21 protein-coding genes and 1 tRNA gene are annotated in these 26,513 nt (G+C 71.9%); 11 read left to right on the plus strand and 11 right to left on the minus strand.

Going from position 1 to position 26,513, the window contains the following annotated elements; translation table 11 throughout:
• Positions 1-35: 35 nt before the first annotated feature.
• From pdxR to AC5P09_RS28930, 3 genes are all read right to left on the minus strand, one after another.
• Positions 36-1,412, minus strand: a complete 1,377-nt coding sequence (gene pdxR, locus AC5P09_RS28920) for a MocR-like pyridoxine biosynthesis transcription factor PdxR (protein ID WP_493876688.1) — start codon at positions 1,410-1,412, stop codon at positions 36-38.
• 53 nt (positions 1,413-1,465) lie between these two features.
• A complete protein-coding gene (locus AC5P09_RS28925; RefSeq protein ID WP_493876689.1) occupies positions 1,466-2,932 on the minus strand; it encodes an aminopeptidase P family protein in 1,467 nt (488 codons plus the stop codon).
• Positions 2,933-3,026: 94 nt separating this feature from the next.
• Entirely contained in the window at positions 3,027-4,550 is a 1,524-nt protein-coding gene (locus AC5P09_RS28930) for a PP2C family protein-serine/threonine phosphatase (RefSeq protein ID WP_493876690.1), read from the minus strand.
• Positions 4,551-5,042: 492 nt separating this feature from the next.
• Here AC5P09_RS28930 and AC5P09_RS28935 point away from each other — a divergent pair, with 492 nt between their 5' ends.
• Together AC5P09_RS28935 and AC5P09_RS28940 are read left to right on the plus strand one after the other, a co-directional pair.
• Positions 5,043-5,708 carry a bifunctional DNA primase/polymerase gene (locus AC5P09_RS28935; protein ID WP_493876691.1) on the plus strand — a complete coding sequence of 222 codons (666 nt, stop codon included), beginning with the start codon at positions 5,043-5,045 and terminating at the stop codon, positions 5,706-5,708.
• Between the two features lie 55 nt (positions 5,709-5,763).
• The gene (locus AC5P09_RS28940; RefSeq protein WP_493876692.1) at positions 5,764-6,363 is read left to right on the plus strand and encodes a hypothetical protein; all 600 of its coding nucleotides are present in this window, start codon (positions 5,764-5,766) and stop codon (positions 6,361-6,363) included.
• A gap of 244 nt (positions 6,364-6,607) precedes the next feature.
• Here the strand turns inward: AC5P09_RS28940 and AC5P09_RS28945 are convergent, their stop codons facing one another.
• From AC5P09_RS28945 to AC5P09_RS28955, 3 genes are all read right to left on the minus strand, one after another.
• The gene (locus AC5P09_RS28945) at positions 6,608-7,597 is read right to left on the minus strand and encodes a DUF5926 family protein (protein ID WP_493876693.1); all 990 of its coding nucleotides are present in this window, start codon (positions 7,595-7,597) and stop codon (positions 6,608-6,610) included.
• Positions 7,598-7,773: 176 nt separating this feature from the next.
• Positions 7,774-8,466, minus strand: a complete 693-nt coding sequence (locus AC5P09_RS28950; protein WP_493876694.1) for an ATP-binding protein — start codon at positions 8,464-8,466, stop codon at positions 7,774-7,776.
• A 139-nt stretch (positions 8,467-8,605) separates the two neighbouring features.
• Positions 8,606-9,433, minus strand: coding sequence for a glycerophosphodiester phosphodiesterase (locus AC5P09_RS28955; RefSeq protein ID WP_493876718.1), 828 nt, complete (start codon positions 9,431-9,433; stop codon positions 8,606-8,608).
• 264 nt (positions 9,434-9,697) lie between these two features.
• Between AC5P09_RS28955 and AC5P09_RS28960 the strand changes: the two genes are divergently transcribed.
• Entirely contained in the window at positions 9,698-11,245 is a 1,548-nt protein-coding gene (locus AC5P09_RS28960; protein WP_493876695.1) for a S1C family serine protease, read from the plus strand.
• 61 nt (positions 11,246-11,306) lie between these two features.
• Positions 11,307-11,393: transfer RNA gene (locus AC5P09_RS28965), tRNA-Ser, on the plus strand.
• A gap of 55 nt (positions 11,394-11,448) precedes the next feature.
• On the opposite strand, the gene AC5P09_RS28970 is transcribed toward AC5P09_RS28965, so the two are convergent.
• The 3 genes from AC5P09_RS28970 to AC5P09_RS28980 all read right to left on the minus strand — a co-directional run bounded on the left by AC5P09_RS28970 (position 11,449) and on the right by AC5P09_RS28980 (position 13,410).
• Positions 11,449-11,970 (minus strand): DinB family protein, encoded by a 522-nt coding sequence (locus AC5P09_RS28970; protein ID WP_493876696.1) that lies wholly within the window; start codon positions 11,968-11,970, stop codon positions 11,449-11,451.
• A gap of 50 nt (positions 11,971-12,020) precedes the next feature.
• Positions 12,021-12,452 (minus strand): hypothetical protein, encoded by a 432-nt coding sequence (locus tag AC5P09_RS28975; RefSeq protein WP_493876697.1) that lies wholly within the window; start codon positions 12,450-12,452, stop codon positions 12,021-12,023.
• A 91-nt stretch (positions 12,453-12,543) separates the two neighbouring features.
• Positions 12,544-13,410 carry a bifunctional DNA primase/polymerase gene (locus tag AC5P09_RS28980; RefSeq protein ID WP_493876698.1) on the minus strand — a complete coding sequence of 289 codons (867 nt, stop codon included), beginning with the start codon at positions 13,408-13,410 and terminating at the stop codon, positions 12,544-12,546.
• Between the two features lie 356 nt (positions 13,411-13,766).
• Between AC5P09_RS28980 and AC5P09_RS28985 the strand changes: the two genes are divergently transcribed.
• The 6 genes from AC5P09_RS28985 to AC5P09_RS29010 all read left to right on the plus strand — a co-directional run bounded on the left by AC5P09_RS28985 (position 13,767) and on the right by AC5P09_RS29010 (position 19,512).
• A complete protein-coding gene (locus AC5P09_RS28985) occupies positions 13,767-14,081 on the plus strand; it encodes a hypothetical protein (RefSeq protein ID WP_493876699.1) in 315 nt (104 codons plus the stop codon).
• A 329-nt stretch (positions 14,082-14,410) separates the two neighbouring features.
• Positions 14,411-15,331 (plus strand): bifunctional MaoC family dehydratase N-terminal/OB-fold nucleic acid binding domain-containing protein, encoded by a 921-nt coding sequence (locus AC5P09_RS28990; RefSeq protein WP_493876700.1) that lies wholly within the window; start codon positions 14,411-14,413, stop codon positions 15,329-15,331.
• Complete coding sequence (locus tag AC5P09_RS28995) at positions 15,328-15,774, plus strand: MaoC family dehydratase (RefSeq protein ID WP_493876701.1); 447 nt, start codon at positions 15,328-15,330, stop codon at positions 15,772-15,774. Before AC5P09_RS28990 ends, AC5P09_RS28995 begins: the two co-directional genes overlap by 4 nt.
• Positions 15,771-16,937, plus strand: coding sequence for a lipid-transfer protein (locus tag AC5P09_RS29000; RefSeq protein ID WP_493876702.1), 1,167 nt, complete (start codon positions 15,771-15,773; stop codon positions 16,935-16,937). The genes AC5P09_RS28995 and AC5P09_RS29000 overlap by 4 nt, the downstream gene beginning before the upstream one ends.
• Positions 16,938-17,138: 201 nt before the next feature.
• On the plus strand, positions 17,139-17,696 hold the full coding sequence (locus tag AC5P09_RS29005) for a SigE family RNA polymerase sigma factor (protein ID WP_329339117.1): 558 nt from the start codon (positions 17,139-17,141) through the stop codon (positions 17,694-17,696).
• 121 nt (positions 17,697-17,817) lie between these two features.
• Positions 17,818-19,512 carry a long-chain fatty acid--CoA ligase gene (locus AC5P09_RS29010; protein ID WP_493876703.1) on the plus strand — a complete coding sequence of 565 codons (1,695 nt, stop codon included), beginning with the start codon at positions 17,818-17,820 and terminating at the stop codon, positions 19,510-19,512.
• A gap of 103 nt (positions 19,513-19,615) precedes the next feature.
• Here AC5P09_RS29010 and AC5P09_RS29015 read toward each other — a convergent pair whose 3' ends face one another.
• A complete protein-coding gene (locus AC5P09_RS29015) occupies positions 19,616-20,827 on the minus strand; it encodes an MFS transporter (RefSeq protein WP_493876704.1) in 1,212 nt (403 codons plus the stop codon).
• A gap of 145 nt (positions 20,828-20,972) precedes the next feature.
• Here AC5P09_RS29015 and AC5P09_RS29020 point away from each other — a divergent pair, with 145 nt between their 5' ends.
• Positions 20,973-21,551, plus strand: a complete 579-nt coding sequence (locus AC5P09_RS29020; protein ID WP_307675959.1) for a TetR/AcrR family transcriptional regulator — start codon at positions 20,973-20,975, stop codon at positions 21,549-21,551.
• Positions 21,552-21,582: 31 nt separating this feature from the next.
• Here AC5P09_RS29020 and AC5P09_RS29025 read toward each other — a convergent pair whose 3' ends face one another.
• Positions 21,583-26,349, minus strand: a complete 4,767-nt coding sequence (locus AC5P09_RS29025) for a PAS domain-containing protein (RefSeq protein ID WP_493876705.1) — start codon at positions 26,347-26,349, stop codon at positions 21,583-21,585.
• Positions 26,350-26,513 lie beyond the last annotated feature (164 nt).

The following is a 26,513-nucleotide window of genomic DNA, read 5'->3' on the forward strand; positions in this document are numbered from 1 at the left end:
GTCACTGGCCCAATTCGACGCGGGCGCCTGGCTGTTCAGCCCCCGTCCAGCACCTTCCTCAACGCGTCCAGCGCCTCCGGGTACACCCGCTCCCGAGGCGTGCCGTACCCCACGACCAGCCCCTGCGGCCGCCCTTCGGTGCCCGGCGTGTGCCAGTGCTCCCCGAGGTGCCCCACCGCGAGCCCCTCCGCCTCCGCACGCGCCAGCACCCGTGCCTCGTCGTCGACCTCCACCAACGCGTGCAGCCCGGCCGCGATTCCGCGTACCCGCCGACGCGCCCCCAGCCGGCCCAGAAGCTCGTCCCGGCGCCGCCGGTACCGCAACCGGCACGCGCGCACGTGACGGTCGTACGCATGGCTCTCGATCAGCTCGGCCAGCGCCAACTGCCCGATGGACTCGGTGTGATGGTCGCTGTGCAGCTTGGCGTCGGCCACCGCGTCGACCAGCTCCGGCGGCAGCACCATCCACCCGAGCCGCAGCGCGGGACCGAGCGTCTTGGAGGCGGTGCCCAGGTACGCCACCTGCCCGGGCGCCATCCCCTGGAGCGCGCCGACGGGCTGCCGGTCGTACCGGAACTCCCCGTCGTAGTCGTCCTCGACGATCAGCCCGCCACGCGCGCGTGCCCAGTCGCTCAACGCCCGCCGCCGCTCCGGATGCAGCGTCACGCCGGTCGGGTACTGGTGGGCCGGCGTGAGGACGACGGCCGAAGCGTCCCCCAAGTCCTCCACCAGGGCGCCGCGTTCGTCCACCCGCACCGGCACCACCCGCCCGCCGGCGCGCCGCACCACCTCCCGGTGGAAGGGCAGCCCGGGATCCTCCATGGCGACCGCGCCGCCCTCCAGCACCCGCGTGAGCAGCGAAAGCCCCTGCACATACCCGGAGGTGACCACGATCCGCTCCGGCGGCGCGATCACCCCGCGCGCCCGCCCCAGATACCCCGACAACGCCGTCCGCAGCTCGATCCGCCCGCGCGGGTCGCCATAGTCGTACGCCAACGAGGGCGCCGTAGCGATGGCGCGCCGCAGCGCCCGCAACCAGGCCGCCGCCGGAAACGTCCCCACGTCGGGGCTCCCCGGCCGCAGATCGAGACGCGGCACGCGTGCGCGTGCGGCCGCTTCCGGCGGTTCGGCGCCGCTGGAGGGCAACGGGGCCACCTGCGTACCCGACCCCTGCCGAGCGGTGAGGTACCCCTCGGCGACGAGTTGGTCGTAGGCCGCCTTCACTGTTCCCCGCGAGACCCCCAGCTCACCCGCGAGCCGCCGGGTCGCGGGCAACCGCGCCCCGGGCGCGAGACGCCCGTCCCGCACGGCATCGCGGAGGGCGCGCTCGAGCCCGACACGGCGCCCTTCGGCGACGTCGGCTTCTAGATGCAGGTCCACACCGATACCGCCAGGGGCGCGGGGCTGTGACATATGCGGCTCCTCCGCGTGGGCGCGACCAGCCACGAAATACCCGCAGACGAATCTCAGCCCTTGAGGGACGCCATCCAGGACTCCACCTCGTCGGACTGCCGGGGCAGCTCCGCCGACAGATTCCGGTTCCCACCCTCCGTCACCAGAATGTCGTCCTCGATCCGCACACCGATCCCCCGGTACTCCTCAGGCACGGTCAGATCGTCGGCCTGGAAGTACAGCCCCGGCTCGACGGTCAGCACCATCCCCGGCTCCAGCGTGCCGTCCACATACGACTCCACGCGCGCGGCAGCGCAGTCATGGACGTCCATGCCGAGCATGTGCCCCGTGCCGTGCAGCGTCCACCGGCGTTGCAACCCCAGCTCCAGCACCCGCTCGACCGGTCCCTCGACCAGCCCCCACGCCACGAGCCGCTCGGTCAGCGCCCGCTGCGCCGCGTCATGGAAGTCCCGGTACTTCCCGCCCGGCTTCACGGCCTCGATGCCGGCCTCCTGGGCGTCGTACACGGCGTCGTAGATCTTCTTCTGGATCTCGCTGAACCGGCCGCTGACCGGCAGCGTGCGCGTGACGTCGGCGGTGTAGTACGTGTGCGTCTCGACGCCCGCGTCGAGCAGCAGCAGGTCACCGGAGCGCACCGGCCCGTCGTTGCGCACCCAGTGCAGCGTGCAGGCGTGCGGACCGGCCGCGGCGATCGTGCCGTAGCCGACGTCGTTGCCCTCCACGCGCGCGCGGAGGAAGAACGTGCCCTCGATGTACCGCTCGGACGTGGCCTCGGCCTTGTCGAGGACCCTGACCACGTCCTCGAAGCCGCGGACCGTCGAGTCGACCGCCTTCTGCAGCTCGCCGATCTCGAACTCGTCCTTGATCAGCCGTGCCTCGGAGAGGAAGACCCGCAGCTCGGCGTCGCGCTCGGCGGTGACCTTGTCGGTCAGCGCGGCCTCGATGCCGGCGTCGTATCCGCGCACGACCCGCACCGGGCCGGTGGCCTCGCGCAGCCGGTCGGCCAGCTCCCGCACGTCGGAGGCGGGGATGCCGTACAGCTTCTCGGCCTCGGTGAGGGAGTGCCGGCGGCCGACCCACAGTTCGCCCTGGCCGGAGAGCCAGAACTCGCCGTTCTCGCGGTCGGAGCGCGGCAGGAGGTAGATCGTCGCCTTGTGGCCGTCGGCGGTGGGCTCCATGACCAGGACGCCGTCCTCGGTCTGATTGCCGGTGAGGTACGCGTACTCGACCGACGCCCGGAAGGCGTACTCGGTGTCGTTCGAGCGGGTCTTCAGGTTGCCCGCGGGGATCACCAGACGGTCGCCGGGGAAGCGCGCGGAGAGCGCGGCCCGGCGGGCGGCGGTCTCGGCGGCCTGCGCGATCGGCTCCAGGTCGCGCAGCTCTGTGTCGGCCCAGCCAGACTTCATGTTCTCGGCAAGCTCGTCGGACACGCCCGGGTACAGGCCGTTCTTCCGCTGCTTGATGGGCTCCTCAGACTCAGCTTCCGGGGTCTCCGGGGTGAGTTCTTCGGCCACGGTCATCCTCCTAGATACGGCACTGGACCCCCTCCATCGTACGGTCGTACGGAAGGGGGCCCAGGGCCGAATGACCTGTTACAGGACCGCTCACGCCCGGCTACTCGAAGTGAGCGGCGAGCAGGACTACGTCCTCCTCGGAGTCCGCCTCGTCCAGCCCGTCCGGCAGCACGGTCCGCAGCACGTGGTCGGCGATCGCCTCCGGGTCGCGCCGCAGCGCTCTCGGCACGCCGGCCGCCGCCGCGTGCAGCCGGGCGAAGGCACGGTCCGTGGGGTCGCCGGTGCGGTGCAGCAGCCCGTCGGTGTAGAGCAGAACCGTCTCTCCCGGCTGGGCCTGGAGTTCCACGCCGGGTGCCTCCCAGCAGGCGAGCATTCCGAGCGGTGCGGACAGGGAGGTCTCCACGAACTCGGTGCGCCGCTCGCCGACCAGCAGCGGCGGGCAGTGCCCGGCACCGGCCAGCGTGATCTTGCGCAGCGCGGGCTCGCAGTAGGCGAACAGGGCGGTGGCGGAGCGTGCGGGCTCGGTGAGCCTGAGCAGCAGCTCCAGGTCGGACAGGACGGCGACCGGGTCCTCGCCCTCCATCACGGCGTACGCCCGCAGGGAGGCTCTCAGCCGTCCCATCGCGGCGATCGCGCTGGGCCCGGACCCCGTCACCGAGCCCACGGCGAGGCCGAGCGCGGCGTCCGGCAGCGGCAGCGCGTCGTACCAGTCGCCGCCACCGCGCGGGCCGGTGCGGTGGCGGGCGGCGAGCCGTACGCCCGCGACGCGGGGGAGCCGGGACGGCAGCAGTTCCTCGGCGATCGTCGCCATGCACGCGCGCGTGCGCTCGATTTCGAGAAGCCGGGCCAGGTGCTCGCCGGCGTACCGGGCGTAGAGGCCAACCAGGTGGCGCTGCCGCTCGGCGGGCTCGGCGGGCTCGTCATAGAGCCACACGGCGGCGCCGAGACGGGCGGCGCGCTCGGTGGACGCCTCCGCCGTCAGGGGCAGCGCGTAGCTCGCGGCGTAGCCCAGACGGGCGGCGACCTCGCGGTGCCGGGGGTCGAGCCCGTCCTCGGCGAAGAGGTCGGGCTCAGTGATCTCGGCGTCGCCGCCGGGCAGTCCGTCGAGGATGCGGCCGTACGACATGGAGCTGCGCGGCACGGTCTCGATGTGGCCGAGGTCGGCGCGGGCGAGGCCCAGACCGAGGGTGGTGTCGGGGCCGAGTCCGTCGCCCGGTTCCAGCACGACGAGTCCGCGGCGGGCGCCCACCAGGGCGGCTCCGGCGTGCAGCAGTTCCTGCAGGGCGTCGGCGAGCGCGTCCGTGCGGGCCAGGCGTTCGGTGAGTTCGTGGAGGGTCGTGAGATCCGAGACCCAGCCGGCGAGACGGTCCTGGAGCAACGCGCCCGGCGCGTTCGGCGAGAGAACCGCAGAGGTACCCGAGGCGGCAGGCGCGGGCGCGACAGTGTGTGCGGGCGAGGGAACCGTTGAATCGATTCCAGCCACTTTCGGAGGGTGAGGGGCGTTCATGGCGTCCGGCTTTCCGACCGGTGCGTATTGCTCAAAAGCATCGCAAACCCCCATGTCATTCTGCGCCGCTAGCAGTGTCTCCACATGTACACGCACTCGTGAGGGGATGTCCAGCATTGTCCTGCCGGGATTCCTGGTGTCCGTGGGTCAACGGTGCACCACTTGCCAAAAGGCAAACTTGGCCTAAAACTGACTCGGGTAACGGCTTATTGCGGTCGACTGGCCTTGCTCCACAGAGCGTCACAACGGTCGTGATGGGTACGTACTCGGAGAAGACCAGGGGTGGTTGGGAATCACCCGGAACCTGGCGACGGACCCGGGCGTCTTAGCCACCGACGATCGTGCCCCATCCTCCCGTGGCGGAGGCGAAGAGAAATACGCGGGACGGCAAACGCCAGACTTCGCCACCCCCACGCCAGGCCCATGCTTCAGATGGACGGCAGTGTGGGCCAGGCCCGCGGATGCAGCTCAACGTTCGGCCCATAGGGGTTCCCCTTGTCTCTGACAGGGGTGTGATGCGCCAACAGGTACGCACAGTGAAGTGATCGACACATGGTGTGATGTGGTCCTCGGTGTTGCCAGCGGTGCAACGGAAAGGAACGAGCGCTCATGCGCGAGATCCTCGGAAAGCGACGCAGGCTCCTGTCCCAGCGCAGCGACGGAAGGCCTGAGTTGATCAGCGCGGCCCTGACCTTCGCGACGGAATGGCAGTGGCCCGTACTCCCGGGCGTGGCGGCGGACCCACAGGGGCGTGCCCGCTGCGGCTGCCCCGACCCCGAGTGCACGGTGCCCGGTGCCCACCCCTTCGACCCCGGCCTCCTCGCGGCCACCACCGACGAGCGCATGGTGCGCTGGTGGTGGACCAACCGCCCCGCCGCGCCGATCGTCCTGGCCACCGGCGGCAACGCTCCCTGCGCGGTCAGCCTGCCGGCCCTAGCGGCCGCCCGGGCCCTGGCCGTGCTCGACCGCAAGGGCATGCGCCTCGGCCCGGTCGTCGCTACGCCCACCCGCTGGGCGCTGCTCGTGAAGCCGTACTCCATGGAGCAGTTGGGCGAACTGCTGTACGCCAAGGACTACGTCCCCGGCTCACTCCGCTTCCACGGAGAGGGCGGCTATCTGGCATTGCCACCCTCGGAGACGGGCGACGGCGAGATCCGCTGGGAGCGCGCCCCGCTGCCCGGCTCGGCCTCTCCGTGGGTGCCCGACGTGGAGGCCGTGGTGGACGCGGTGGTCGAGGCCCTCACTCGTACGGGTGTGAGCGCACCCGACTTGTAGGGGTGTCGGCGCGGGCGGAACCGGACGCCCGCTCCCGCTCGTTATGTTCCGGTGCATGGTGCGACATTCTGGGGGAAGGCCCCCAGACCCCCGGAAGATCCGTCTGCTCGCCCTCGCGGGCGTCGTGGTCTGCGCGGCCGTGCTGCCGCTGGCCATGGCGTCCGCGGGACAGGTGGGCGACGAGGGGCGCCCGCCCGTACGTGCCTCGTCCGCACGTGACGCGGTACGTCCTTCCGCGCCACCCGCCGACGCCGAGGCACCCTCCGCGGAACCCGCCGGCTCCCCGCCGCTGCTCGGCCTCGATCTTGCCACCGCCGCCCGCTGCGGTCCCGAACTCACCTCCCCCGACGGCGTCGAGGCGCAGACGTGTGTGCTGACGCAGGGTGAGGAGACCTGGGCGCGCACCTACTACCGCAATGCGACCGGCGGCGCGCTGGACTCCGTACTGAGCCTCATGGGTCCCGGCGGACGGACCGTGCAGATGCACTGCGCGGTGAGCGCCGAGGACGAGCCGGGAACCTGCGAGACACCCCGGGAACGCACCAGGGGGAACCTGGACGGGTACACGGCGGTGGCGGAGTTCGCCGGGCGGGCCGAGGACGGGCCGCTGCTGCTGCGGGCCGGGAGCAACTCCGGGGCCGCTACGGTCAGTTGACGCAGGACGCCGGTGCGTAAAGGGCGCGCGGACATGAAAAGGCCCGGTTGCTGGCGACGGGGGATGCACCAGCAACCGGGCTACTGAAACGGTAACAAGAGATCGGCCGTTCGCAAATTCGATCTCGGCTCTTGCTCGGCTATTCGGACACCGACTGGCTTGCGGCGAAGGGGAGTTGTGAGCGGAGCCATCGGCTCCGCAAGACCCTGTGCGGCTGACCGACCGGTCAGCCGCACGGTCTGTGTCAACTCAGCGTGACCTGCCGGTTGGTCAGTCCGCCGCGCGCGCGGCGCTCGTCCGGGGTTAGCGGTGCGTCCGTGGCCAGCGCGTCGGAGAGGCGCTCGGCGAACTCGGCGGCCGGCTTCTCGATGTCCTCCGCCGAGACTCCGCTCGGCAGGTCCCAGACCGGCACGGTAAGCCCGTGAGCGCGGAAGGAGCCCACGAGACGGGTGCCCTCGCCGAGGTTCGACCTGCCCGCCGCGTGCAGCCGCGCCAGGGCGTCCAGAAGCTGCTCCTCCGGGTGCGGCATCACCCAGCGCAGGTGGTTCTTGTCCGGCGTCTCGCACCAGTACGCGGCGTCCACACCGGTCAGCCGCACGGTCGGGATGGCCGCGGCGTTGGCCCGCTCCAGAGAAGCGGTCACCTCCGGCGTGGCGTTCTCCGCGTCCGGGACCCAGAACTCGAAGCCCGGGTGCACAACTGGCTCGAACGCGCCTTCGGAGTCGAGCAGTTCCTGCAGGCGCGGACCGTCCGCCGGAGCGCGGCGGGACTGGACCGGAGTGCCCGGGTCCACGGTGAGCGCGCGCTGGAGGGTGTCGGCGAGGTCGCGGCTGATGTCTCCGGACGCCGTGTCGTTCTGCAGGCCCAGCAGGACCGAGCCGTCGTCGCGGCGCAGCGCCGGCCAGGCCATCGGCAGCACCGTGGCCAGCGTGACCGACGGGACGCCCTCGGGGAGGCCGCCCTTCAGCGTCAGCTCCACCGTGGCGGCCGGCACCAGCTCGCGCAGCGCCACCCAGTCGCACTCACCGGGCAGCCCGTCGAAGGGGCGCTGGACCAGCTCGGTCACGGCGTGCTGGGCGGCCCGGCCGTGACAGGCCTTGTAACGCCGGCCGCTGCCACAGGGGCAGGGCTCACGGGCACCGACCACCGGAAAGTCTCCATCAGCGCCTCCGGCGCGGGCGGCATCGCTGAGCTGCGGCCGCTTGGCCTTCGTCTGGGGTCGCTTCTTGGCCATCGTGGGTGTCTCCCGGTTACGGCTCGTCTCGTTACGGGCGCGAGCCTAGCCGTTTGCGTCATCGACGACCGGAGCCTGTGGACAACGCGGCCTACGTGCCGACCTGTGGACAACGCGCGGATCCTCCGGGAACCGGTCGGTTCGGTCCAGGTCGTCGAACCGGAACGGGTCGGTTTTCAGTCCAGGTCGTCGAAGGCGTCCGCGAAGTTCAGCTCGGCCATCTCGGGTATCGCCGAGACCGACGGTGCCAGGGGCGGTCCGGCGGTCCCTCGCGCTCGAGGGAAGTCGAGAGTGGAGGAGCGTGCGGCGAAGTCGTCGCGTCGGTGACCGGCGTCGGGATCGTGGACGTCGTCGTGGACGACGACCCACACCGTGACCTCGCCGCGGGTCTCGTCCCGTACGCCCCAGTCGTCGGCCAGCGCGGTGATGATGTTCAGCCCGCGGCCGCCGTGCGCGGTGACCGAGGGCGTGGCTGGAGCCGGGCGGGTGGGACCGCCGCCGTCCGTCACCTCGACCGTGAGCCTGCCGCCCGTGTCCACCCGCCATGCGGCCCGGACGTCGCCGTCCCCGGCCAGGGCGTCGCCCAGCGGCCTGCCGTGCTTGCACGCATTGCTCAAGAGTTCGGAAAGAATGAGTACGGCGTCGTCGATGACCGCTTCCGACACTCCGCCCCTGCGCAACTGGGTGCGCATACGGTGTCTTGCCTTGCCCACGCCCGCAGGGCCATGGGGTACGGCCATGCTCGACGACGTGGGCACCTCCTGTGCCACCACCAACGCCACCCCCGAGACCTCCTTTGCCCCACGCCACGGTGTGGATGCCCCATTGGCCTGTACCGGAAACCGGCCAATCCATGTCCGGTGACGCATTCGCAACGATCGAACACGGACCGAACGCGCCGGAGCACTCCCTGTAGCCGCCTGGCTGGATTTCGACGGTGTGGCCGAGACTGGAGGATGGGGCCAGTGGGGCTGCCGGGTCAAGAGTCGTGACGCACGCGCGCGTGCGTCAGCGGCCCAGCCGGCCCAGTACCGCGCGCGGGCGGTTGGTGATGATGGCGTCGACGCCCAGGTCGACGCAGAGATCGACGTCCTCGGGCTCGTTCACGGTCCACACGTGTACCTGGTTCCCGGCTCGTTTCAGACGTTCGATGTACGCCGGGTGATTGCGCACGATCCGGATCGAGGGACCCGCGATTCCGACGCCCGCCGGCAGCCGTCCGTCGCGCAGCCGGGGCGAGACGAACTGCATCAGGTAGACCGTCGGCAGCGTCGGCGAGGCGGCTCGCACCCGGTGCAGCGAGCGCGCCGAGAAACTCATGACCCGCACCGACGACTCGGCCGCGGACGCCGGGGCGTCCAGCCCGAACCGCTTCAGCAGCACCAGCAGCCGCTCCTCGACCTGCCCCGCCCACCGCGTGGGGTGCTTGGTCTCGATCGCCAGCTCCACCCGGCGCCCCGCGTCGGCGACGAGTTCGAGGAGCCGCTCCAGGGTGAGGACGGAGGTGTCCTCACGGTCCTCGGGGCGGAACTCCCAGTCGGGCTCCTCGTCGCGGGTGCGCCAGAAGTCCCGGGTCTTCCTGGAACCGAAGTCCAGGGCGGCGAGATCGGCGAGCTCCAGTGCGGAGACCGCTCCGCGGCCGTTGGACGTACGGTTGACGCGACGGTCGTGGACACAGACGAGATGGCCGTCCGCGGTCAGCCGTACATCGCATTCGAGGGCGTCGGCACCGTCCTCGATCGCCTTCCGGTACGCGGCCAGCGTGTGCTCGGGGGCCTCTTCCGAGGCTCCGCGGTGGGCGACGACCTGAATCCGGTGCTGTCGTACGTGGGTCACCGCGTCATGGTGCCACCGCTCGGGGGTACGCATGCGAACAGAGTCCCTGGGATTGCGCGTCATTTGTCCCACATAACCTATATAAAGAATGGTCGTGGACCCACAGGCACCGCTTATGGTGCTCTGACGGCCTGTGGGAAATGCTGACGGCATACAAACACACATGCACAGCTGCATCGCGCCGGACCGTCGACCAACGCGAAGCGTGAAGCGCGTGACCGAGTGCGACCGACAAACTACAGCCGTGGATCGAGGAGAGAAGCTGTGAGCACCGAGAACGAGGGCACCGCGGTACCCCCGGCCCCGTCCGCACCTCCCGTGCCGGTGGATGCTCCCGCTGCTTCGGCGCCCCAGGAGCCCACCGCTCCCGGCGCAGGCGCCCCGACGACTCCGCTCCCGCCGACGCCGCCGAGCGCCTCCGGCGCCCAGGAGCAGCAGCTGGTGCACGCGGGCCAGACCCCCGCCTACGCCGCGGCGGACTCCGGCGGCGCGCCGCAGGGGGGTACCCCGCATGGAGGCACCTCGCATGGAGGCACCTCGCCGCAGGGAGCCTGGCCGCCCCCACCGCCCCCGGCCACCCCGTCGTACGCCGACGGCGGCTCCGGCACCCCCGGCTACGGCTACGGCGACGGCGGCTCCGGCGGCTCGGGATCCGTCTGGGGTGCCGCCTACCAGCAGCCCGCACCGAAGCCCCGCAACGGCCGCGGCGGCCTCGTCGCCGCGATCCTGGTGGCCGCGCTGTTCGCCGGCGGCCTGGGCGGCGGCCTCGGCTACACCCTGGCCAAGAACGACGACAGCAGCTCCTCCACCACCGTCTCCGCCTCCGACAGCGGCGGCTCCGTCAAGCGCGACGCCGGCACGGTCGCCGGCGTCGCCGCCAAGGCGCTGCCCAGCACCGTCACCATCGAGGCCGAGTCCACCAGCGGCGAGGGCGGCACCGGCACCGGGTTCGTCTTCGACACCGAAGGCCACATCGTCACCAACAACCACGTGGTCGCCGACGCGGTCGACGGCGGCAAGGTCACGGCGACCTTCCCGAACGGCAAGAAGTACGACGCCGAGGTCGTCGGCCACGCACAGGGCTACGACGTGGCGGTCATCAAGCTCAAGAACGCCCCGTCGGACCTCAAGCCGCTCACACTCGGCGACTCCGACAAGGTGGCCGTCGGCGACTCGACGATCGCGATCGGCGCCCCCTTCGGCCTCTCCAACACGGTCACGACAGGCATCATCAGCGCGAAGAACCGCCCCGTCGCGTCCAGCGACGGCACCGGCAGCAACGCGTCCTACATGAGCGCCCTGCAGACCGACGCCTCCATCAACCCCGGCAACTCCGGCGGCCCGCTCCTGGACGCCCAGGGCAACGTCATCGGCATCAACTCCGCCATCCAGTCCAGCAGCAACGGCGGCCTCGGCGGCACCAGCCAGTCCGGCTCGATCGGCCTCGGCTTCGCCATCCCGATCAACCAGGCCAAGTACGTCGCCCAGCAGCTGATCCAGACCGGCAAGCCCGTCTACGCCAAGATCGGCGCGTCCGTCTCCCTGGACGACTCCACGGGCGGCGCCCAGATCACCGAACAGGCCGCCAGCGGCTCCGACCCGGTCGAGGCGGGCGGCCCCGCCGCCAAGGCCGGCCTCAAGCCCGGCGACGTCATCACCAAGCTCGACGACCGCGTGATCGACTCCGGTCCCACCCTCATCGGCGAGATCTGGACCCACAAGCCCGGCGACAAGGTCACCATCACCTACGAACGCGACGGCAAGACCCGCACGGTCGAACTCACCCTGGGCTCCCGCACAGGCGACAGCTGACCCCACACCGCCCTGCGCCAACCGTTACTCTTGTCCCGCGCCGCCGGTACCGGAGGCGCGGGGTGGGTTGCCCGAGCGGCCTAAGGGAACGGTCTTGAAAACCGTCGTGGCAGCGATGTCACCGTGGGTTCAAATCCCACACCCACCGCGCTCGTTCGAAGGGGTGCTCCGATCTGGGGCACCCCTTCTGCGTGGCTCGGCGCCTACGACGCCGCCCGCAACAACCGAACCTGCCCGATCTCCGCCACATTCTTCATCAGCTCGGCGTTCGCCCAGGCGAGCATGTCGGCGACCGTGTGCTCGGGGTCGTTCTGCCAGGGGAAGGGGGCTGTGGCGGACAGGTCGGTGTCGGTGAGGCGGGCCAGGGCGGTCAGCCAGGCTGTGCGGAGGTCGCGGAGCCAGGCGACCGTGGGCTTTCCGGGGCCGGGCCAGGTGACGTCGGTTCGGGCCCGGGGCGGACGGTGCTCCACGTGGTCGAGGGTGGTGCCCCACCACCAGCCGATGTGCCAGCTCAGCCAGCCGATGGTCGGTACGGGGACCGGGTCGGGCTCGGTGTCCGCCCAGTCCGGGAACCACGTGCCGTCGGCGGTGCGGCGTACCGTCCAGCAGTGGGGCACCGGTTCCCACAGGAAGTCCTCGGGTTCGAGCCGGTCGAGATGGTATTCGAACAGTGCCCAGGTGAGGTCGAACTGGCGGCGGAGCAGGTCGGATTGGGAAACAGTCACCGGGCGACACTGGCACACCGGTGGGGACCTAGAAACTGGATTTCCGGGGGCTACAACTCGTAGTCCCGTGCCAGTTCCTCCCACGCTATGTCCCGCAGTGCGGCCTCCGCGTCGCAGCCCGACGGCACCTGTGTCGTGGGCTGGAACCAGACGACCGTAAGGGCGGAGCGGTACAGGATCGGGTCGTGGTCCGGGTGCAGGGCCGTGGAGCGGAAGGAGCCGACGCAGGCCACGGACGGCAGGATCTCTACCGGGCCGAGGCCTCCGGCGTACTGGTCGGGATACTCGCGCGGGGGCGGGACGAGGTGCACGGGTGTGGTGGGGAGGGTGCGCTCGGCGGCTCGTAGCAGGCCCTTGATCTTTGCCTCGTTGACCGGCTTGCAGGGGTAGCCCTCCAGCATCCCGCCGTACGTGGAGGACAGCCGCAGCTCGGAGAGGTCGAGTGAGCGGCCGGAGGTGAGGACCACGCGGGCCAGGGACATGGTGGGCACTCCAGGGCGGTGGTGCATGGTGCTCCCGTGAATTTCGGTTTCCCCTGCAGGCCCGTACGCCCGCCCTGGAACTCTCTGTCCGCTACGGCCGGTGCCCCGTCATCCGCGCCGCCGACGCGATCGTCGCGCGGGCCTCGCGTTCGGTGAGCCCGGTGTTGAGGGCCGCTTCGATCAGGGGGTCGACGAGGGCGGGGCCGATGCCGTCCTCGTAGGCGCGGCAGGCCGCCCAGAACAGGCGGGTGTTGCGCTGGCCCTCGTGGGCGGCGAGGACGAACTGGACGAGGCCCTGGCCGTGTCCGCCGGTCGACGAGGGCGTGGGGTGGTGGCTGCGGGGCGGGGGGAGCAGGAGGCGGAGCAGCGCGGGCGGGCAGGCCGCGGGGGCGAGGTGGGCGGTGCCGGGGGCGGTGGCGTAGGCGCCGTGGTCGGTGCGGGAGCCGGGGCCGACGAGGTAGCCGCCGGCACCCCGGATGTCGATGCCCGGGGCCAGCCTTCCCGCCGAGTTGGGGACGACGACGTCCGGCGGTCCGCTCAGCCAGAGGTGCCGGCCGCCGCTGGGGGTCAGGACGACGACGGTGTCGGGGATCGTGAACAGGTGGCGCAGGGCCAGTTCGCGCAGGGCGGCCGAGGAGTCCGTGCCGGACTTGGTGTCGAGGTCGATGCCGATGAGGTGGTGGGGCGGGAGGCCGCAGGCGATGCCGTAGCCGGTCGCCCAGGGCGCGGCGGCGAACAGTTCGCGGATGCGGTCCGGGTCGGTGGCGGCGTCGTAGACCCCGTGGCCGAGGCGGCCGCATTCGCCGTGGCAGGGCGGGGCGGAGGGGTCGTCGCGGTGGGGGGAGCGCAGGGCCGGGAGCTTCGTCCGGGACAGGGGGATGACGGCCAGTCCGCGTTCGGCGGCTGACAGGGCGTGTGCGAGGGCCAGCGTCGTGGCCTGCCGGTCGGTGGTGGCCATGCCTCTATGTTCGTACGCGTGTTCGAAAAAGGGAAGAGGGGGTGGGGATGACTCGCCGGGCTGGACGGATTGGCTGGAAATGCGCCGGAACGCTTCTCCTCGTGCGGCGCTTGGGTGGAGGTGTCCGGAACCGTCCTGGGCTGGTGCGTGAAGTCACGAAAGGGGTTTATCGACATGTCATCACGCTTGAGGACGAATAACGGCTTCAGGGGTAGTTCGCCGGGGTTTCTGTGGGCAACTCTGATCTCGCGACGTCGTGCACAGCACCGGGGCGGTCGGCCAACTGCCCAGGTAGAAGCCGTATTTCACGTACGACCGGCACCGCAGCCGGCACGTACATGTTCTGGAGGAACAACATGGCAAGCATCCGTACCGCCCGCGTCATCGCCGCCGTCTGCGCCCTCCCGCTCGCCGCCGCGCTCTTCACCGGCGTTGCGACGGCGGACAACGGCGCCTTCGCGGACAACGGATCGAACGCTGGTGTGGCGACCGTCGGTGGCAGCGGCGTCGGGAACGACAACTTCGGCAACTCGTCCACCACGCAGCAGCAGGCGATCGGCTCCGGTGCCTCGAACCAGAGCAACACCGCCCAGGTGAACGGCTCCGCGTTCACGGCCATCAATCAGGGCAACGACAACACGTCCGTCAACTTCACCCCGCTGTGGTGGTGATCTGAGGGGCCGGTGCTCGCGGGTCGGCTCGGTCGACTCCCGTGGGTTGGGGGGCCTGTGGGGGGCTCCGTGGGGGGCTATGGGGGGGTGGAAACGCGTCTGTGCGGCGGTGCTACGGCATCGCCGCGCAGGCGTTTTCGCATGCGGGTCCCCGGCCTTGACACCCTCTCCCATCTGACGGACAGTCAGAAACCTTCAGGAAATCGGTGGGAACCGGACCGGCGGCTGCGGTGTACCAAAAGTGTCAATGCAATGTGGCACGGGATGACGAGGGGGCGATGGTGAGCAGCGAGCAGGAGGTGAGCGATGACCTGGGCAACTTGGGCAACTTGGGCGACACAAGCAACCCGGGCGACCTGGAGCAGCGGCTGAAGGCCTATGAGGGACGGCCCTCCGTGGTGGCCGGCGTCGGCAAGGACCCCGTCAACGCGCCCATGATCCGCCACTGGTGTGAGGCGGTGGGCGACACCAATCCGGCGTATGCGGGCCCGGACGCCATCGCCCCGCCCACCATGCTCCAGGTGTGGACCATGGGAGGCCTCTCCGGCCACAGAGCCGACATCGGACGGACCGAGGCGTACGACGAACTCCTCGCCCTTCTCGACGAGGCGGGCTGCACCTCGGTGGTCGCCACCGACTGCGAGCAGGAGTACATCAGAGCACTGCGGCCGGGCGACGAGGTCACCTTCGACGCGGTGATCGAGTCGGTGTCGGAGCGCAAGACGACCAAGCTCGGCACGGGGTACTTCGTGACGACCCGTATGGACGTCCGGGTGGGCGGGGACCTCGCCGGCACCCACCGTTTCCGCATCCTCAAGTACGCCCCTGCGGGCCGACACGAGAAACCCCCGCGCCCTCGTCCGGTCGTCAACCGCGACAACGCCGGCTTCTGGGAAGGCGTCCGGCGGCACCGGCTGCTGATCCAGCGCTGCACCGGCTGCGGCACCCTGCGCCACCCCTGGCTGCCCGGCTGCAACACCTGCGGCTGTCCGGACTGGGACACGGTCGAGGCGAGCGGCGAGGGGACGGTCTATTCGTACGTCGTCCTGCACCACCCGCCCTTCCCCGCCTTCGACCCTCCCTACGCGGTCGCCCTGATCGAGCTGGCGGAAGGCGTCCGGATGATCAGCAACGTGGTGGGGGTGCCGTACGACAAGGTGCGGATCGGCCAGTCCGTCCTGCTCGAATTCCAGGCGTACGACGACGACTTGGTGCTGCCGGTCTTCCGCGCCCGAGGGGAGGCCGCATGAACCCCGGTGACGAACTCCCGCCCCTGGAGATCCCGATCACCCGCACCCTCGTCGTCGCCGGAGCCATCGCCTCGCGCGACTACCAGGACGTCCACCACGACGCCGAACTGGCCCGGCAGAAGGGCTCCCCCGACATCTTCATGAACATCCTGACGACGAACGGCCTGGTAGGGAGGTACATCACGGACCACTTCGGCCCGCGGGCCGTACTCCGCAAGGTGGCCATCAGACTCGGCGCACCCAACTACCCGGGAGACACGATGGTGTTGACGGGCACGATCGAGGACGTGGCCGACGACACCGCGACCGTCCGCGTGATCGGCACCAACTCCATCGGCAGACATGTGACCGGCACGGTGACGGTCGCCCTCCCGGCACTGGCCGCCCGCCGGACAGGTGCCCGCCAGGCACCGGTCGCCCTCCCGGCCGGGGAGGCGGGATGAGCGTACGCACCCGCGACACCCTCGGCGGACGGGCAGCGATCGTCGGCATCGGGGCGACGGAGTTCTCCAAGGACTCGGGGCGCAGCGAGCTGCGGCTGGCGGCGGAGGCGGTGCGGGCGGCACTGGACGACGCCGGGCTGCGGCCGGCCGACGTGGACGGGATGGTCACGTTCACGATGGACACCAGCCCGGAGATCACCGTGGCCCAGGCCTGCGGGATGGGCGAGCTGTCCTTCTTCTCCCGCGTCCACTACGGCGGCGGCGCGGCCTGCGCGACCGTCCAGCAGGCGGCGCTCGCCATCGCCGCCGGCGTCGCCGAGGTGGTGGTCTGCTACCGCGCCTTCAACGAGCGGTCGGGGCGGAGATTCGGCTCGGGGGTGCAGCACCGGGAGCCGTCGGCCGAGGGGGCGGCGCTCGGCTGGTCCCTCCCCTTCGGGCTGCTCACCCCGGCGTCGTGGGTGGCGATGGCGGCCCAGCGGTATCTGCACACGTACGGCCTGACCCCGGAGGCCTTCGGGCAGGTGGCCGTCGTGGACCGCGGGTACGCGGCGACCAACCCGGCGGCGTACTTCCACGGCCGGCCCATCACCCTCGCCGACCACGCGGCCTCCCGCTGGATCGCCGAACCGCTGCGGCTGCTGGACTGCTGCCAGGAGACCGACGGCGGCCAGGCCCTGGTCGTCACCTCGGTGGAGCGGGCCCGCGACCTGCCCCACCGGCCCGCCGTCGTCGCGGCGGCCGCCCAGGGCGCGGGGCGGGCGCAGGAGCAGATGACCAGCTTCTACCGCGACGACCTGACCGGCCTGCCGGAGATGGGCGTGGTGGCCCGCCAGCTCTGGCGGACCTCCGGGTGCACACCGGCCGACATCGACGTGGGGATCCTCTACGACCACTTCACACCGTTCGTGCTGATGCAGCTGGAGGAGTTCGGCTTCTGCGGAAAGGGGGAGGCGGCGGACTTCATGCGGCGGGCCGAGCTGCCGATCAACACGCACGGCGGGCAGCTCGGGGAGGCGTATCTGCACGGCATGAACGGCATGGCGGAGGGAGTACGGCAGCTGCGGGGCACAGCGGCGAACCAGATACCGGGTGCGGAGCGGATCCTGGTGACGGCGGGGACGGGGGTGCCGACGTCGGGCCTGGTGCTTGCCACCGACGGATGAAGCGCGGGGGAAAGCGCGCACCCCCCGCGGATGAATCGCAGGGGGAAGCGCCCAGCCCCCAGGGGTCATCCCGCAGTACCCCCGAGCCGCTCGTCCACCTTCAGGAGGTGCAGCCGGCACCACCCCTACAACCTGAGGCGGACTCGTCTTCGGGACCTACGGCCGATGAGCCGGAGGCGCCCTCGCTCATAGCGTGGAGCCATGACCACACCCGTCTGCACCAGCGCTTCGAAGGCCGCCACGCCGGCCACGCAGACCTTTCCGTACCCCTCGTTCTCGTCGTACGTGAAGGCCCGCCAGCCGGTGCTGCTGCGTACCGCCCGGTCGCTGACCGCGAACCCGTGCGACGCGGAGGACCTGCTGCAGACCGCGCTGACCAAGACATACGTCGCGTGGGAACGCATCGAGGACCATCGTGCGCTGGACGGCTATGTGCGCAGGGCGCTGCTGAACACGCGGACGTCGCAGTGGCGCAAGCGCAAGGTCGACGAGTTCGCGTGCGACGAGCTGCCCGAGCCGGAGCCGGTGGCCACCGCCGACGACCCGGCCGAGCAGCAGGCGCTGCACGACGCGATGTGGCGGGCGATCACGAAGCTGCCCGCCCGGCAGCGGGCGATGGTCGTCCTCAGGTACTACGAGGACCTCAGCGAGGTACAGACGGCCGAGGTGCTCGGGGTGTCGGTGGGCACGGTGAAGTCGGCGGTGTCCCGGGCGCTGGGCAAGCTGCGCGAAGACCCCGAGCTGGTGCTGGTCCGGTAGTGCCGGACCGGTACCGTCTTCACACATCGACCGCAACGTGACCTGATCGATCACTCTTCCCTAGTGACATACCGCGCGGTATGCGCGCAGACTTTGCGCAGCCCTTACCACCGCCTAGGCAATGTCGCCCCGGGAGGACACCGTGCTGAGCACGATGCAGGACGTACCGCTGCTGATCTCGAGAATCCTGACCCACGGATCGACGATCCACGGCACCTCACAGGTGATCACATGGACCGGTGAGGGTGAGCCGCACCGGCGCTCCTTCGCCGAGATCGGCGACCGTGCGGCCCAGCTGGCACACGCGCTGCGGGAGGACCTCGCCGTCGCGGGCGACGACCGGGTGGCGACGCTTGCCTGGAACAACGCCGAGCATGTCGAGGCCTACTTCGCGATCCCCTCCATGGGCGCGGTCCTGCACACCCTCAACCTGCGCCTCCCTCCCGAGCAGCTGGCGTGGATCGTGAACCACGCGGCCGACCGGGTCGTGATCGCCAACGGTTCGCTGCTGCCCCTGCTCGCCCCGCTGCTCCCGCACCTCAAGACGGTGGAGCACGTGGTGGTGTCGGGTCCGGGCGACCGTTCGCTGCTCGCGGGCGCCGGCACCGTCCAGGTGCACGAGTACGAGGAGCTCATCGCCGGGAAGCCGACCACGTACGACTGGCCGGAGCTGGACGAGCGCCAGGCCGCCGCGATGTGCTACACCTCCGGCACCACGGGTGACCCCAAGGGCGTGGTGTACAGCCACCGTTCGATCTACCTGCACTCCATGCAGGTCAACATGGCCCAGTCGATGGGTCTGACGGACCAGGACACCTCGCTCGTCGTGGTCCCGCAGTTCCACGTCAACGCGTGGGGCCTGCCGCACGCGACCTTCATGACCGGCGTGAACATGCTGATGCCGGACCGCTTCCTCCAGCCGGCCCCGCTCGCCGAGATGATCGAGACCCAGAAGCCGACGCACGCGGCCGCCGTGCCCACCATCTGGCAGGGCCTGCTCGCCGAGCTGACCGCCACGCCGCGTGACGTCTCCTCCCTCACGCAGGTCACCATCGGCGGCTCGGCCTGCCCGCCCTCGCTGATGGAGGCCTTCGACAAGCTCGGCATGCGGGTCTGCCACGCCTGGGGCATGACGGAGACGTCGCCGCTCGGCACGGTCGCCCGCCCGCCGGCCAACGTCGTCGGCACGGACGCGGAGTTCGCGTACCGCCTGACCCAGGGCCGTTTCCCGACGAGTGTCGAGGCCCGCCTCACCGGCCCCGGCGGCGAACGTCTCGCCTGGGACGGCGAGTCGGCCGGTGAACTGGAGGTCCGCGGTCCCTGGATCGCCGGCGCCTACTACAACGGCGTCGGCGCCGAACCGCTGCGCCCCGCCGACAAGTTCAGCGAGGACGGCTGGCTCAAGACCGGCGACGTCGGCACCATCAGTGCGGACGGCTTCCTCACCCTCACCGACCGCGCCAAGGACGTCATCAAGTCCGGCGGCGAGTGGATCTCCTCGGTGGAGCTGGAGAACGCGCTGATGTCCCACCCGGACGTCGCCGAGGCGGCCGTGGTCGCCGTCCCCGACGACAAGTGGGGCGAGCGCCCGCTGGCCACGGTCGTCCTCAAGGAGGGCTCCACCGCCGACTTCGAGACCCTGCGCGCCTTCCTCGCCGACGAGGGCCACATCGCCAAGTGGCAGCTCCCGGAGCGCTGGTCGATCGTCGAGGCGGTGCCGAAGACGAGCGTGGGCAAGTTCGACAAGAAGGTGCTGCGCAGGCGGTACGCGGAGGGGGAGCTGGACGTCACCAACCTGTCCGGTCAGCACATCTAGCGCGGGATACGGCGGGCAGGGCGCCCAAGAGGGCCCTGCCCGCCGTACATGGACGCCGACGCCGACATCGACGCCGACGCCGACGCCGACGCCGACACCGACTTCACCGTCGTACGGCGGTCGTGGCCCACCCCAGTACCAGCCACACCCCCGCCACCGCGCACACCCCGCCCCACCCGAAGTGGGTGAACGCCGAGCCGGCGAGGGCCGAGGCGATGGCGCCGCCGGCGAAGCCGGCCACGACGTAGGCGGTGTTGGCGGTGGCCGGGGTGGAGGTGGTGGTGAGGGCGAGGGTCTGGTTGGCGACGTGGGAGGCGACCAGGGCCGCGTGGACGGCGATCGCGGCCACGAAGAGAGCCCACAGCACATGCCCGCCCAGCCAGAACAGCGGCACGGACGCGGCGGCGAGGAGATACGCGGACCGTACGACCTTGGCGGCGCCGAAGCGGTCGACGAAGCCGCCGGCCAGCGGCGCGACCACGCTCGCGGCCAGCCCGAAGAGGCCGAAGAGCCCGGCTGTCGCGGTGGTGAGGCCGTAGCCCGTCGCGTCCTCGGCCGTCAGCAGCAGCGCGAGCGAGGTCCACAGGGCGCTCCAGGCGCCGTACATCCCGGCCTGGCGCACGCACGCGCGCCACAGGTCGGGCGAGCGGCGGACGACGGACGGCAGGGCGGCGAGGCCGGAGAACAGGGAGCCGGTGCGGGCGGCGCGGTGCTCGACGGGCAGGGCGTACGCGGTCAGCAGGCCCAGCGCGGCCGTCAGTACCGCCGCGCCCACGAACACCGCCCGCCAGCCGAAGGCCTGCCCGGCCAGGCCGCCGAGGACGCGGGCCGCGACGATGCCGGTGAACAGGCCCGCTATGACGGCCGCGACATGGCGGGCGCGCCGGTCGGCGGGGGCGCGCTGGGCGACCAGCGGGACGAGGAGCTGCGGGACGACGGTCGCGGCGGAGGCGATGAGGACGGCCGCGGCGAGTGCGGTGGTCCCGGCGGACATCGCGCCCGCGACCAGTGCCGCGGCCGTGACGAGCGAGAGGACGGCGACCAGGCGGCGCCGGTTCACGGTGTCGCCGAGCGGGGCGAAGACGAGCAGGCCGGCGGCGTAGCCGAACTGCGCGACCGAGGCGACCCAGGCCACGGCGGAGGGGGTCGAGCCGAAGTCGCGGGCGATGAGGGGGAGCAGCGGGGCCGCGAGGTAGATGTTGGCGGCGGTGACGGCGGTGGCCAGGGCGATCAGGGGGAGCAGGAAGCGGGCGGCGATACGACCCGGCTCCTGGGTCGGGGTGCGGGCCTGTTGGGCGGTGACTGCTGTCGGCATGGCGGGGACGTACTCCTCGGAATTCTTGGAGCCAGCTCTAGCAACTAACTGGTTGGTTGGAACGTGCAACAGTGTGAACCGCACCCGAATTCCCTGTCAACCAACCAGTTGGTTATAAGGTCGCGTCCGGCGGTACCCTGCCCCCATGGCAGTCAGAGACGCCGAGGCCACCAAGGCCCGGATCTACGAAGCGGCGGTCGCCGAGTTCGCTCGCCATGGCATCGCGGGCGCCCGCATCGACCGTATCGCCGCCGAGGCCAAGGCCAACAAACAGCTCATCTACGCCTACTTCGGCAACAAGGCGGAGCTGTTCACCCAGGTCCTCGGCACGCGCATGGTCGACCTCGCCGCCGCGGTCCCCGTCGACCCGGACGACATCGAGGGCTGGATCGACCGGCTGCTCGACTACCACGCGACCCACCCCGAACTGCTGCGCCTGCTCTTCTGGGAGGGCATCGAGTACGGCACCGCCGAGCTGCCCGACGAGGCCGAGCGCCAGGACCACTACACGCGGAAGGTCGCCGCGATCGAGGACGGCCAGGCCCGGGGCGTCATCACCGACGCGTTCCCGCCCCGCGACCTGCTGTTCCTGCTGACCGCCCTGGCCAACTGGGCCGCCGCCGTCCCGCAGATGCGCCGCATTCTCACGGGCCCGGAGGAGGCCGACCGAGCCCGCCTGCGCGCCTCGATCAAGGAGGCGGCGCGCAGGCTGATCGCACCCTAGGCGCGGACTGGTTGGTCGGCTGGTTGGTCGGCTAGTTGGTCCCGATCCGGGCCAGCAGATCCACGATCCGCGCCTGCACCTCGCTGCTGGTGGACCGCTCGGCGAGGAAGAGGACCGTCTCCCCGGACGCCAGCCGCGGCAGGTCCGCCTGGTCGACGGCGGCCGTGTAGACGACGAGCGGGGTGCGGTTGAGCTGCCCGTTCGCGCGCAGCCAGTCCACGATGCCGGCCCTGCGCTTGTGCACCTGCATCAGGTCCATCACGACCAGGTTCGGCCGCAGCTGCCCCGCCAGCGTCACCGCGTCGGCGTCACTCGCGGCCCGCGCCACCTGCATCCCGCGCCGCTCCAGCGTCGCGGTCAGCGCGAGCGCGATCTCCGCGTGCTCCTCGATCAGCAGCACGCGCGGCGGATGCTGCTCGGTGTCGCGCGGCGCGAGCGCCTTCAGCAGTACGGCGGGGTCGGCCCCGTACGCGGCCTCCCGCGACGCCTGCCCGAGCCCGGCCGTCACAAGGACCGGCACCTCCGCGGCCACGGCGGCCTGCCGCAGCGACTGCAGCGCGGTCCGCGTGATCGGCCCGGTCAGCGGGTCGACGAACAGCGCGGCGGGGAAGGCCGCGATCTGCGCGTCGACCTCCTCGCGCGAGTGCACGATGACCGGCCGGTACCCGCGGTCGCTCAGCGCCTGCTGCGTGGTCACGTCCGGCGCGGGCCATACGAGCAGCCGCCGCGGGTTGTCGAGCGGCTCCGGCGGCAGCTCGTCGTCCATCGGCTGCGGCCGCGGGGTGTCCGCGATCTCGACGGCCCCGCCGGGACCGTCCAGCGGCTCGGGCCCCTCGGCGGCGTTCTCGTCGGGCGCCCCTATGGCGTACGACCGCCCGGTCCCCTCGGTCATCTGCGCGAGCCGCGACTGCCCGGCGAGCGAGGGCTGGGGCGCGGGCTGCGACGGCGGCTGCGGCTGCGTGTTCGGCCGGGGCGGTACGGCGGGCTGCTCGGTCGGCGGGTGCGGCCGTGCCGCCTGCTCCGGCGCCGTGGCCGTAGCCGTGGCGGGGTCGGGCCGCGTACCGAGCTTCCGGCGCCTGCCGGAACCGCCCGGCTGGTTCGGGGGAGGCGTGGCCGACGGCAGCGGACCGGCGCCGCCCGCCGAGGGCTGCTGCACCTGCACCGCCTGCCGATTGAACGGCACGCCCTGCCCCAAGGTCCGCACGCTGATCGCCCTGCCCTGTGTGGAGTTGGGGTCCACGGGGGGTGTGGATGCGGGTGCGGAGGCGGGTGCGGAGGCGGCTTCGGCGGGGAGCGGTTGGGCGGCACGGGGGGGTGCGGCGGGGGCGGTGGGGGCGGTGCCGGTGGCTCCTGTCGCTCCTGTCGCTCCGGTCGCCTCGGGAGGGAGGGGGGTGCCGGGGGCCGGGGTGCCTGGGTGGGGCTGCGGGTTATGCGGGTTTTGTGGGTTCTGGGGGTTCTGTGGTTTCTGTGGGGTTGCCGGGTTGGGGGGTACGGCGGTGGCGGCACCGTTCGGCGGTACGGGCATGCCGGCGCCGGTGCTGTCGTCGGCGGCGGGCCACGGCTGGGGGGCGGGGGCGCCCTGGGCGGCGCCTTGTGCCGGGGCTCCCTGGGGCGGGAGGCCCTGAACGGTGGTTGCCTCGGCCGGGAGGGGCTGGCCGAGGGCGGGCTGGGCCGGGTTGGGCACGGGGTGGCCGGGTGCGGGTTGGGCGGGCGCCGCCGGGCCGGGCTGTGCGGGCTGTGCGGCCGGGGTGGTGGTCGGCCGACCGTGAGCGGCGGCCTGCGGCGGGACGGGGGCGCCGGGCTGGACGGGCACGCCGGGATGCTGCCCCGGCTGCATCATCTGACCGGGCTGCACCGGCTGCCCTGCCGCGCCGCCCTGAGCGACCGTGCCTGCCTGGGCCGCATGGGCCTGAGGTACACCGGCCGCCGGGACCGGTGCTCCCTGCGCCGGAATCTCCTGAACGGGAACCCCGGTCGGCTCCGCCTCCGCGCCTTGGCCGACGGCCCGTCGGCGACGCCCCGTCGGCACGCTCGTGGGATGCGGCTGCGGCGGCGTGTGGTCATCGGCCTGGCTGTGCGGCACGGCATCGTGCCGACCGTCGTCGACGAGGGCGTCACCGGGACCACCCTGGCCGGGAACCTGAGCGTGTCCAGTAGTCGGAGCACCCGGAGCACCCGGAGCACCCGGAGCACCCGGAGCACCCGGAGCACCCGGAGCACCCGGAGCACCCGGAGCACCCGGAACGACCCCCGGCACCTGCCCCTGAGCCCGTGCCTGAACCTGAGGCTGACCCGGCACCTGACCCGGCACAGCCCCCGCCGCCCCCGCCGCCCCCGCCGCCCCCGCAGTCTCCGCACCCTCGGCCGCCCGGTCCGCGTCCGCGGGCGGCAGGGCGAACACCGCACGGGGCCCGGCCTCCTGCGCCGCGGCCCGCTCCGACGCGGCGGCCAGCGCACGCCGGCGCCGCCCGGTCGGCTGCCCACCGTTCTCGACATTGCCGGCACCGTCGGCACCCTCGGCATGCGCGGCGGGTCCCGCGTCGGCCCCCTGCGCCTGCGCCCCACCGCCGGAGGCCAACGCGGGCAACCCCGTCGGCAACGCGTGCTGTTCGCCACCTCCGCGCAGGGCAAGCTGCCCCTCGGGCGCGGGCACACCCTGCGGCGGTACGGTCCCGCCCAGCCCGCTCCCCACGGCAGCGGTCCCGGCCGCATGCTCGGCGGCCGTGACGACGGCCCCCTCGGCGACACCGGCGACCGAACCCCCGAGCACACCCTCAACCGCACCCTCAACCGCACCGGCGGCGACCGCACCCTCGGCCGTCACCTCGGCAGGCCGCCCCCGCCGCCGCCCCGTACCACCGCCGGAACCCTCCCCGGCGTCACCCGAAGCCTGGGCCGGAACCGGCGCGATCTCCTGCGCGGGCGCCCCCGCGGCCCGCCGCCTGCGCCGCCCGGTCGGCGCCGAGGCCTCACCCTCGGAACCGTCGGGTGCGTCGCCGGGCACCTCGCTGTCCAGGAAGGCGTCCGTCGTGGCCCGCCGGGCCCGCCGCCGACCGCCGCCGGTGGCCTGCTCGGGCAGCACGGCCTCCGCGGGGGCCGCCTCGATCGCGGCCGGACCGGGAGCCGCGACGGCCCCGGCCCCACCGCCGAGCGGCACTTCGAGGACGTACGCACTGCCGCTCATGCCCGGCACCTCGTGCGTCTGCAGCACGCCGCCGTGGGCGCGCACGATGCCGCGCACGATCGGTTCGTGCACCGGGTCTCCCCCGGCGTACGGCCCGCGCACCTCGATCCGTACGACCTCACCGCGCTGCGCCGCCGCGACGACGACCGTGTTGTCCATGTAACCGCCCGCCGAGACGGGCGAGTTGCCGGTGGCGTCGACGCCGGCGACGTCCGCGACGAGGTGCGCGAGGGCCGTGGCGAGGAGCCGGGCGTCGACCTCGGCCTCGATGGGCGGCGCGTGCACGGCGAACTGCACGCGGCCGGGCCCGATGAGCTCCACGGCCCCGTCGACACCCGCCGCGACGACGGCGTCGAGCATCACCTTCATACGAGTGATGCTGTCCGCCCCGGTGTCGAGCCGCTGGTAGCCGAGGACGTTGTCGATGAGCGTGGTGATCCGCGAGTAGCCGGCCGAGAGGTGATGCAGGACCTGGTTCGCCTCGGGCCACAGCTGCCCGGCGTCGTCGGCGGCGAGCGCGGCCAGCTCGCGGCGCAGCTCGTCGAGGGGTCCGCGCAGGGACCGCGCGAGCAGGGTGAGGAGCTGCTCATGACGTCCGGCGAGAGCCTCGAACCGGTCCTTCTCGCGCTCCCCGAGCGCGGCGTACCGCTCCTCGCCGGCGGCGAGCTCCTCGTCGTGCTGCTCCTGGAGCTCCTCCAGTTCGGTCACGTGCTTCTGGCGCAGCGCGGTGAGCTCGGAGGCGTGCTCCTCGGAGAGTCGTTCCAGCTCCTCCTCGTACCGCTTCTCGGCGGCGGCCTTCTCGTCGGCGAGCGCGTCGTACGGCCGCCGGTCGGTGAAGGTCAGCACGGCGCCGACGAGCTGGTCGCCGTCGCGGACGGGCGCGGTCGTCAGGTCGACCGGGAGCTTCTCGCCCTTCTTCGACCACACCACCTGCCCGCGCACTCGGTGCTTGCGCCCCGAGCGCAGGGTGTCGGCGAGCGGCGACTCCTCGTACGGGAAGGGCGTGCCGTCGACCCGGGAGTGCAGCACGAGGTCGTGCAGCTGACGTCCGCCGAGGTCACTGGCCCGGTATCCCAGTATCTGGGCGGCGGCCGGATTGACGAGGACGATCCGTCCGTCGGTGTCCGTGCCCACGACGCCCTCGGACGCGGCCCGCAGGATCATCTCGGTCTGCCGCTGCGACCGGGCCAGCTCGGCCTCGGTGTCCACGGTTCCGGTCAGGTCCCGTACGACGAGCATCAGCAGTTCGTCGCCGCCGTAGCTGTAGCTGTCGTAGGCCTGCTGGCCGTTCTCCAGATTCGCGCTGGTGACCTCGACCGGGAACTCGGTCCCGTCGGTCCGCCGGGCGATCATCCGGGTCGGCTTGGTCCGCCCGCGCGGGTCCATGTGGTCGGGCCGCCGCATGGAGCCGGGGATCAGCTTGGAGTCGAACTGCGGCAGCAGATCGAGCAGCCCGCGCCCGACCAGGGCGGTCCCCGGCGCCTCGAAGGCCTCGAGCGCGATGGTGTTCGCGTTGACGACGGTCCCATTGGCGTTGACCAGCACCAACGCATCGGGAAGCGCGTCGAGTATGGCTGCGAGGCGAGCAGCGCCTCGGGATGGCCTGCTGCTCACGAGACGCTTCCTCCCTGTTACCGCACCTTGCCGACCGCTCGGGCCATCTTGCCAACCGGCCCGCGACGTGTCACGCGAGGGAGTCTAAGGGCAGCGGTTGCGCTCGCGACGCCGGATGAGAGGGAGGTCGCACGACGAAGTGACGTAGAACGTGTGACCCCATC

It is taken from the genome of Streptomyces sp. a15, from assembly GCF_059026085.1.

What these genes read in the sequence shown, in the direction of transcription:
- AC5P09_RS28945 (WP_493876693.1), bottom strand. Translation starts at nt 7,597, where the DNA reads ATGGCCAAGAAGCGACCCCAGACGAAGGCCAAGCGGCCGCAGCTCAGC.
- AC5P09_RS29005 (WP_329339117.1), top strand. Translation starts at nt 17,139, where the DNA reads ATGACCACACCCGTCTGCACCAGCGCTTCGAAGGCCGCCACGCCGGCC.
- pdxR (WP_493876688.1), bottom strand. Translation starts at nt 1,412, where the DNA reads ATGTCACAGCCCCGCGCCCCTGGCGGTATCGGTGTGGACCTGCATCTA.
- AC5P09_RS28995 (WP_493876701.1), top strand. Translation starts at nt 15,328, where the DNA reads ATGAACCCCGGTGACGAACTCCCGCCCCTGGAGATCCCGATCACCCGC.
- AC5P09_RS28940 (WP_493876692.1), top strand. Translation starts at nt 5,764, where the DNA reads ATGGTGCGACATTCTGGGGGAAGGCCCCCAGACCCCCGGAAGATCCGT.
- AC5P09_RS28975 (WP_493876697.1), bottom strand. Translation starts at nt 12,452, where the DNA reads ATGTCCCTGGCCCGCGTGGTCCTCACCTCCGGCCGCTCACTCGACCTC.
- AC5P09_RS29010 (WP_493876703.1), top strand. Translation starts at nt 17,818, where the DNA reads ATGTCGCCCCGGGAGGACACCGTGCTGAGCACGATGCAGGACGTACCG.
- AC5P09_RS28985 (WP_493876699.1), top strand. Translation starts at nt 13,767, where the DNA reads ATGGCAAGCATCCGTACCGCCCGCGTCATCGCCGCCGTCTGCGCCCTC.
- AC5P09_RS28935 (WP_493876691.1), top strand. Translation starts at nt 5,043, where the DNA reads ATGCGCGAGATCCTCGGAAAGCGACGCAGGCTCCTGTCCCAGCGCAGC.
- AC5P09_RS29015 (WP_493876704.1), bottom strand. Translation starts at nt 20,827, where the DNA reads ATGCCGACAGCAGTCACCGCCCAACAGGCCCGCACCCCGACCCAGGAG.
- AC5P09_RS28980 (WP_493876698.1), bottom strand. Translation starts at nt 13,410, where the DNA reads ATGGCCACCACCGACCGGCAGGCCACGACGCTGGCCCTCGCACACGCC.
- AC5P09_RS29020 (WP_307675959.1), top strand. Translation starts at nt 20,973, where the DNA reads ATGGCAGTCAGAGACGCCGAGGCCACCAAGGCCCGGATCTACGAAGCG.
- AC5P09_RS28930 (WP_493876690.1), bottom strand. Translation starts at nt 4,550, where the DNA reads ATGCTGGACATCCCCTCACGAGTGCGTGTACATGTGGAGACACTGCTA.
- AC5P09_RS28925 (WP_493876689.1), bottom strand. Translation starts at nt 2,932, where the DNA reads ATGACCGTGGCCGAAGAACTCACCCCGGAGACCCCGGAAGCTGAGTCT.
- AC5P09_RS29000 (WP_493876702.1), top strand. Translation starts at nt 15,771, where the DNA reads ATGAGCGTACGCACCCGCGACACCCTCGGCGGACGGGCAGCGATCGTC.
- AC5P09_RS28950 (WP_493876694.1), bottom strand. Translation starts at nt 8,466, where the DNA reads ATGCGTCACCGGACATGGATTGGCCGGTTTCCGGTACAGGCCAATGGG.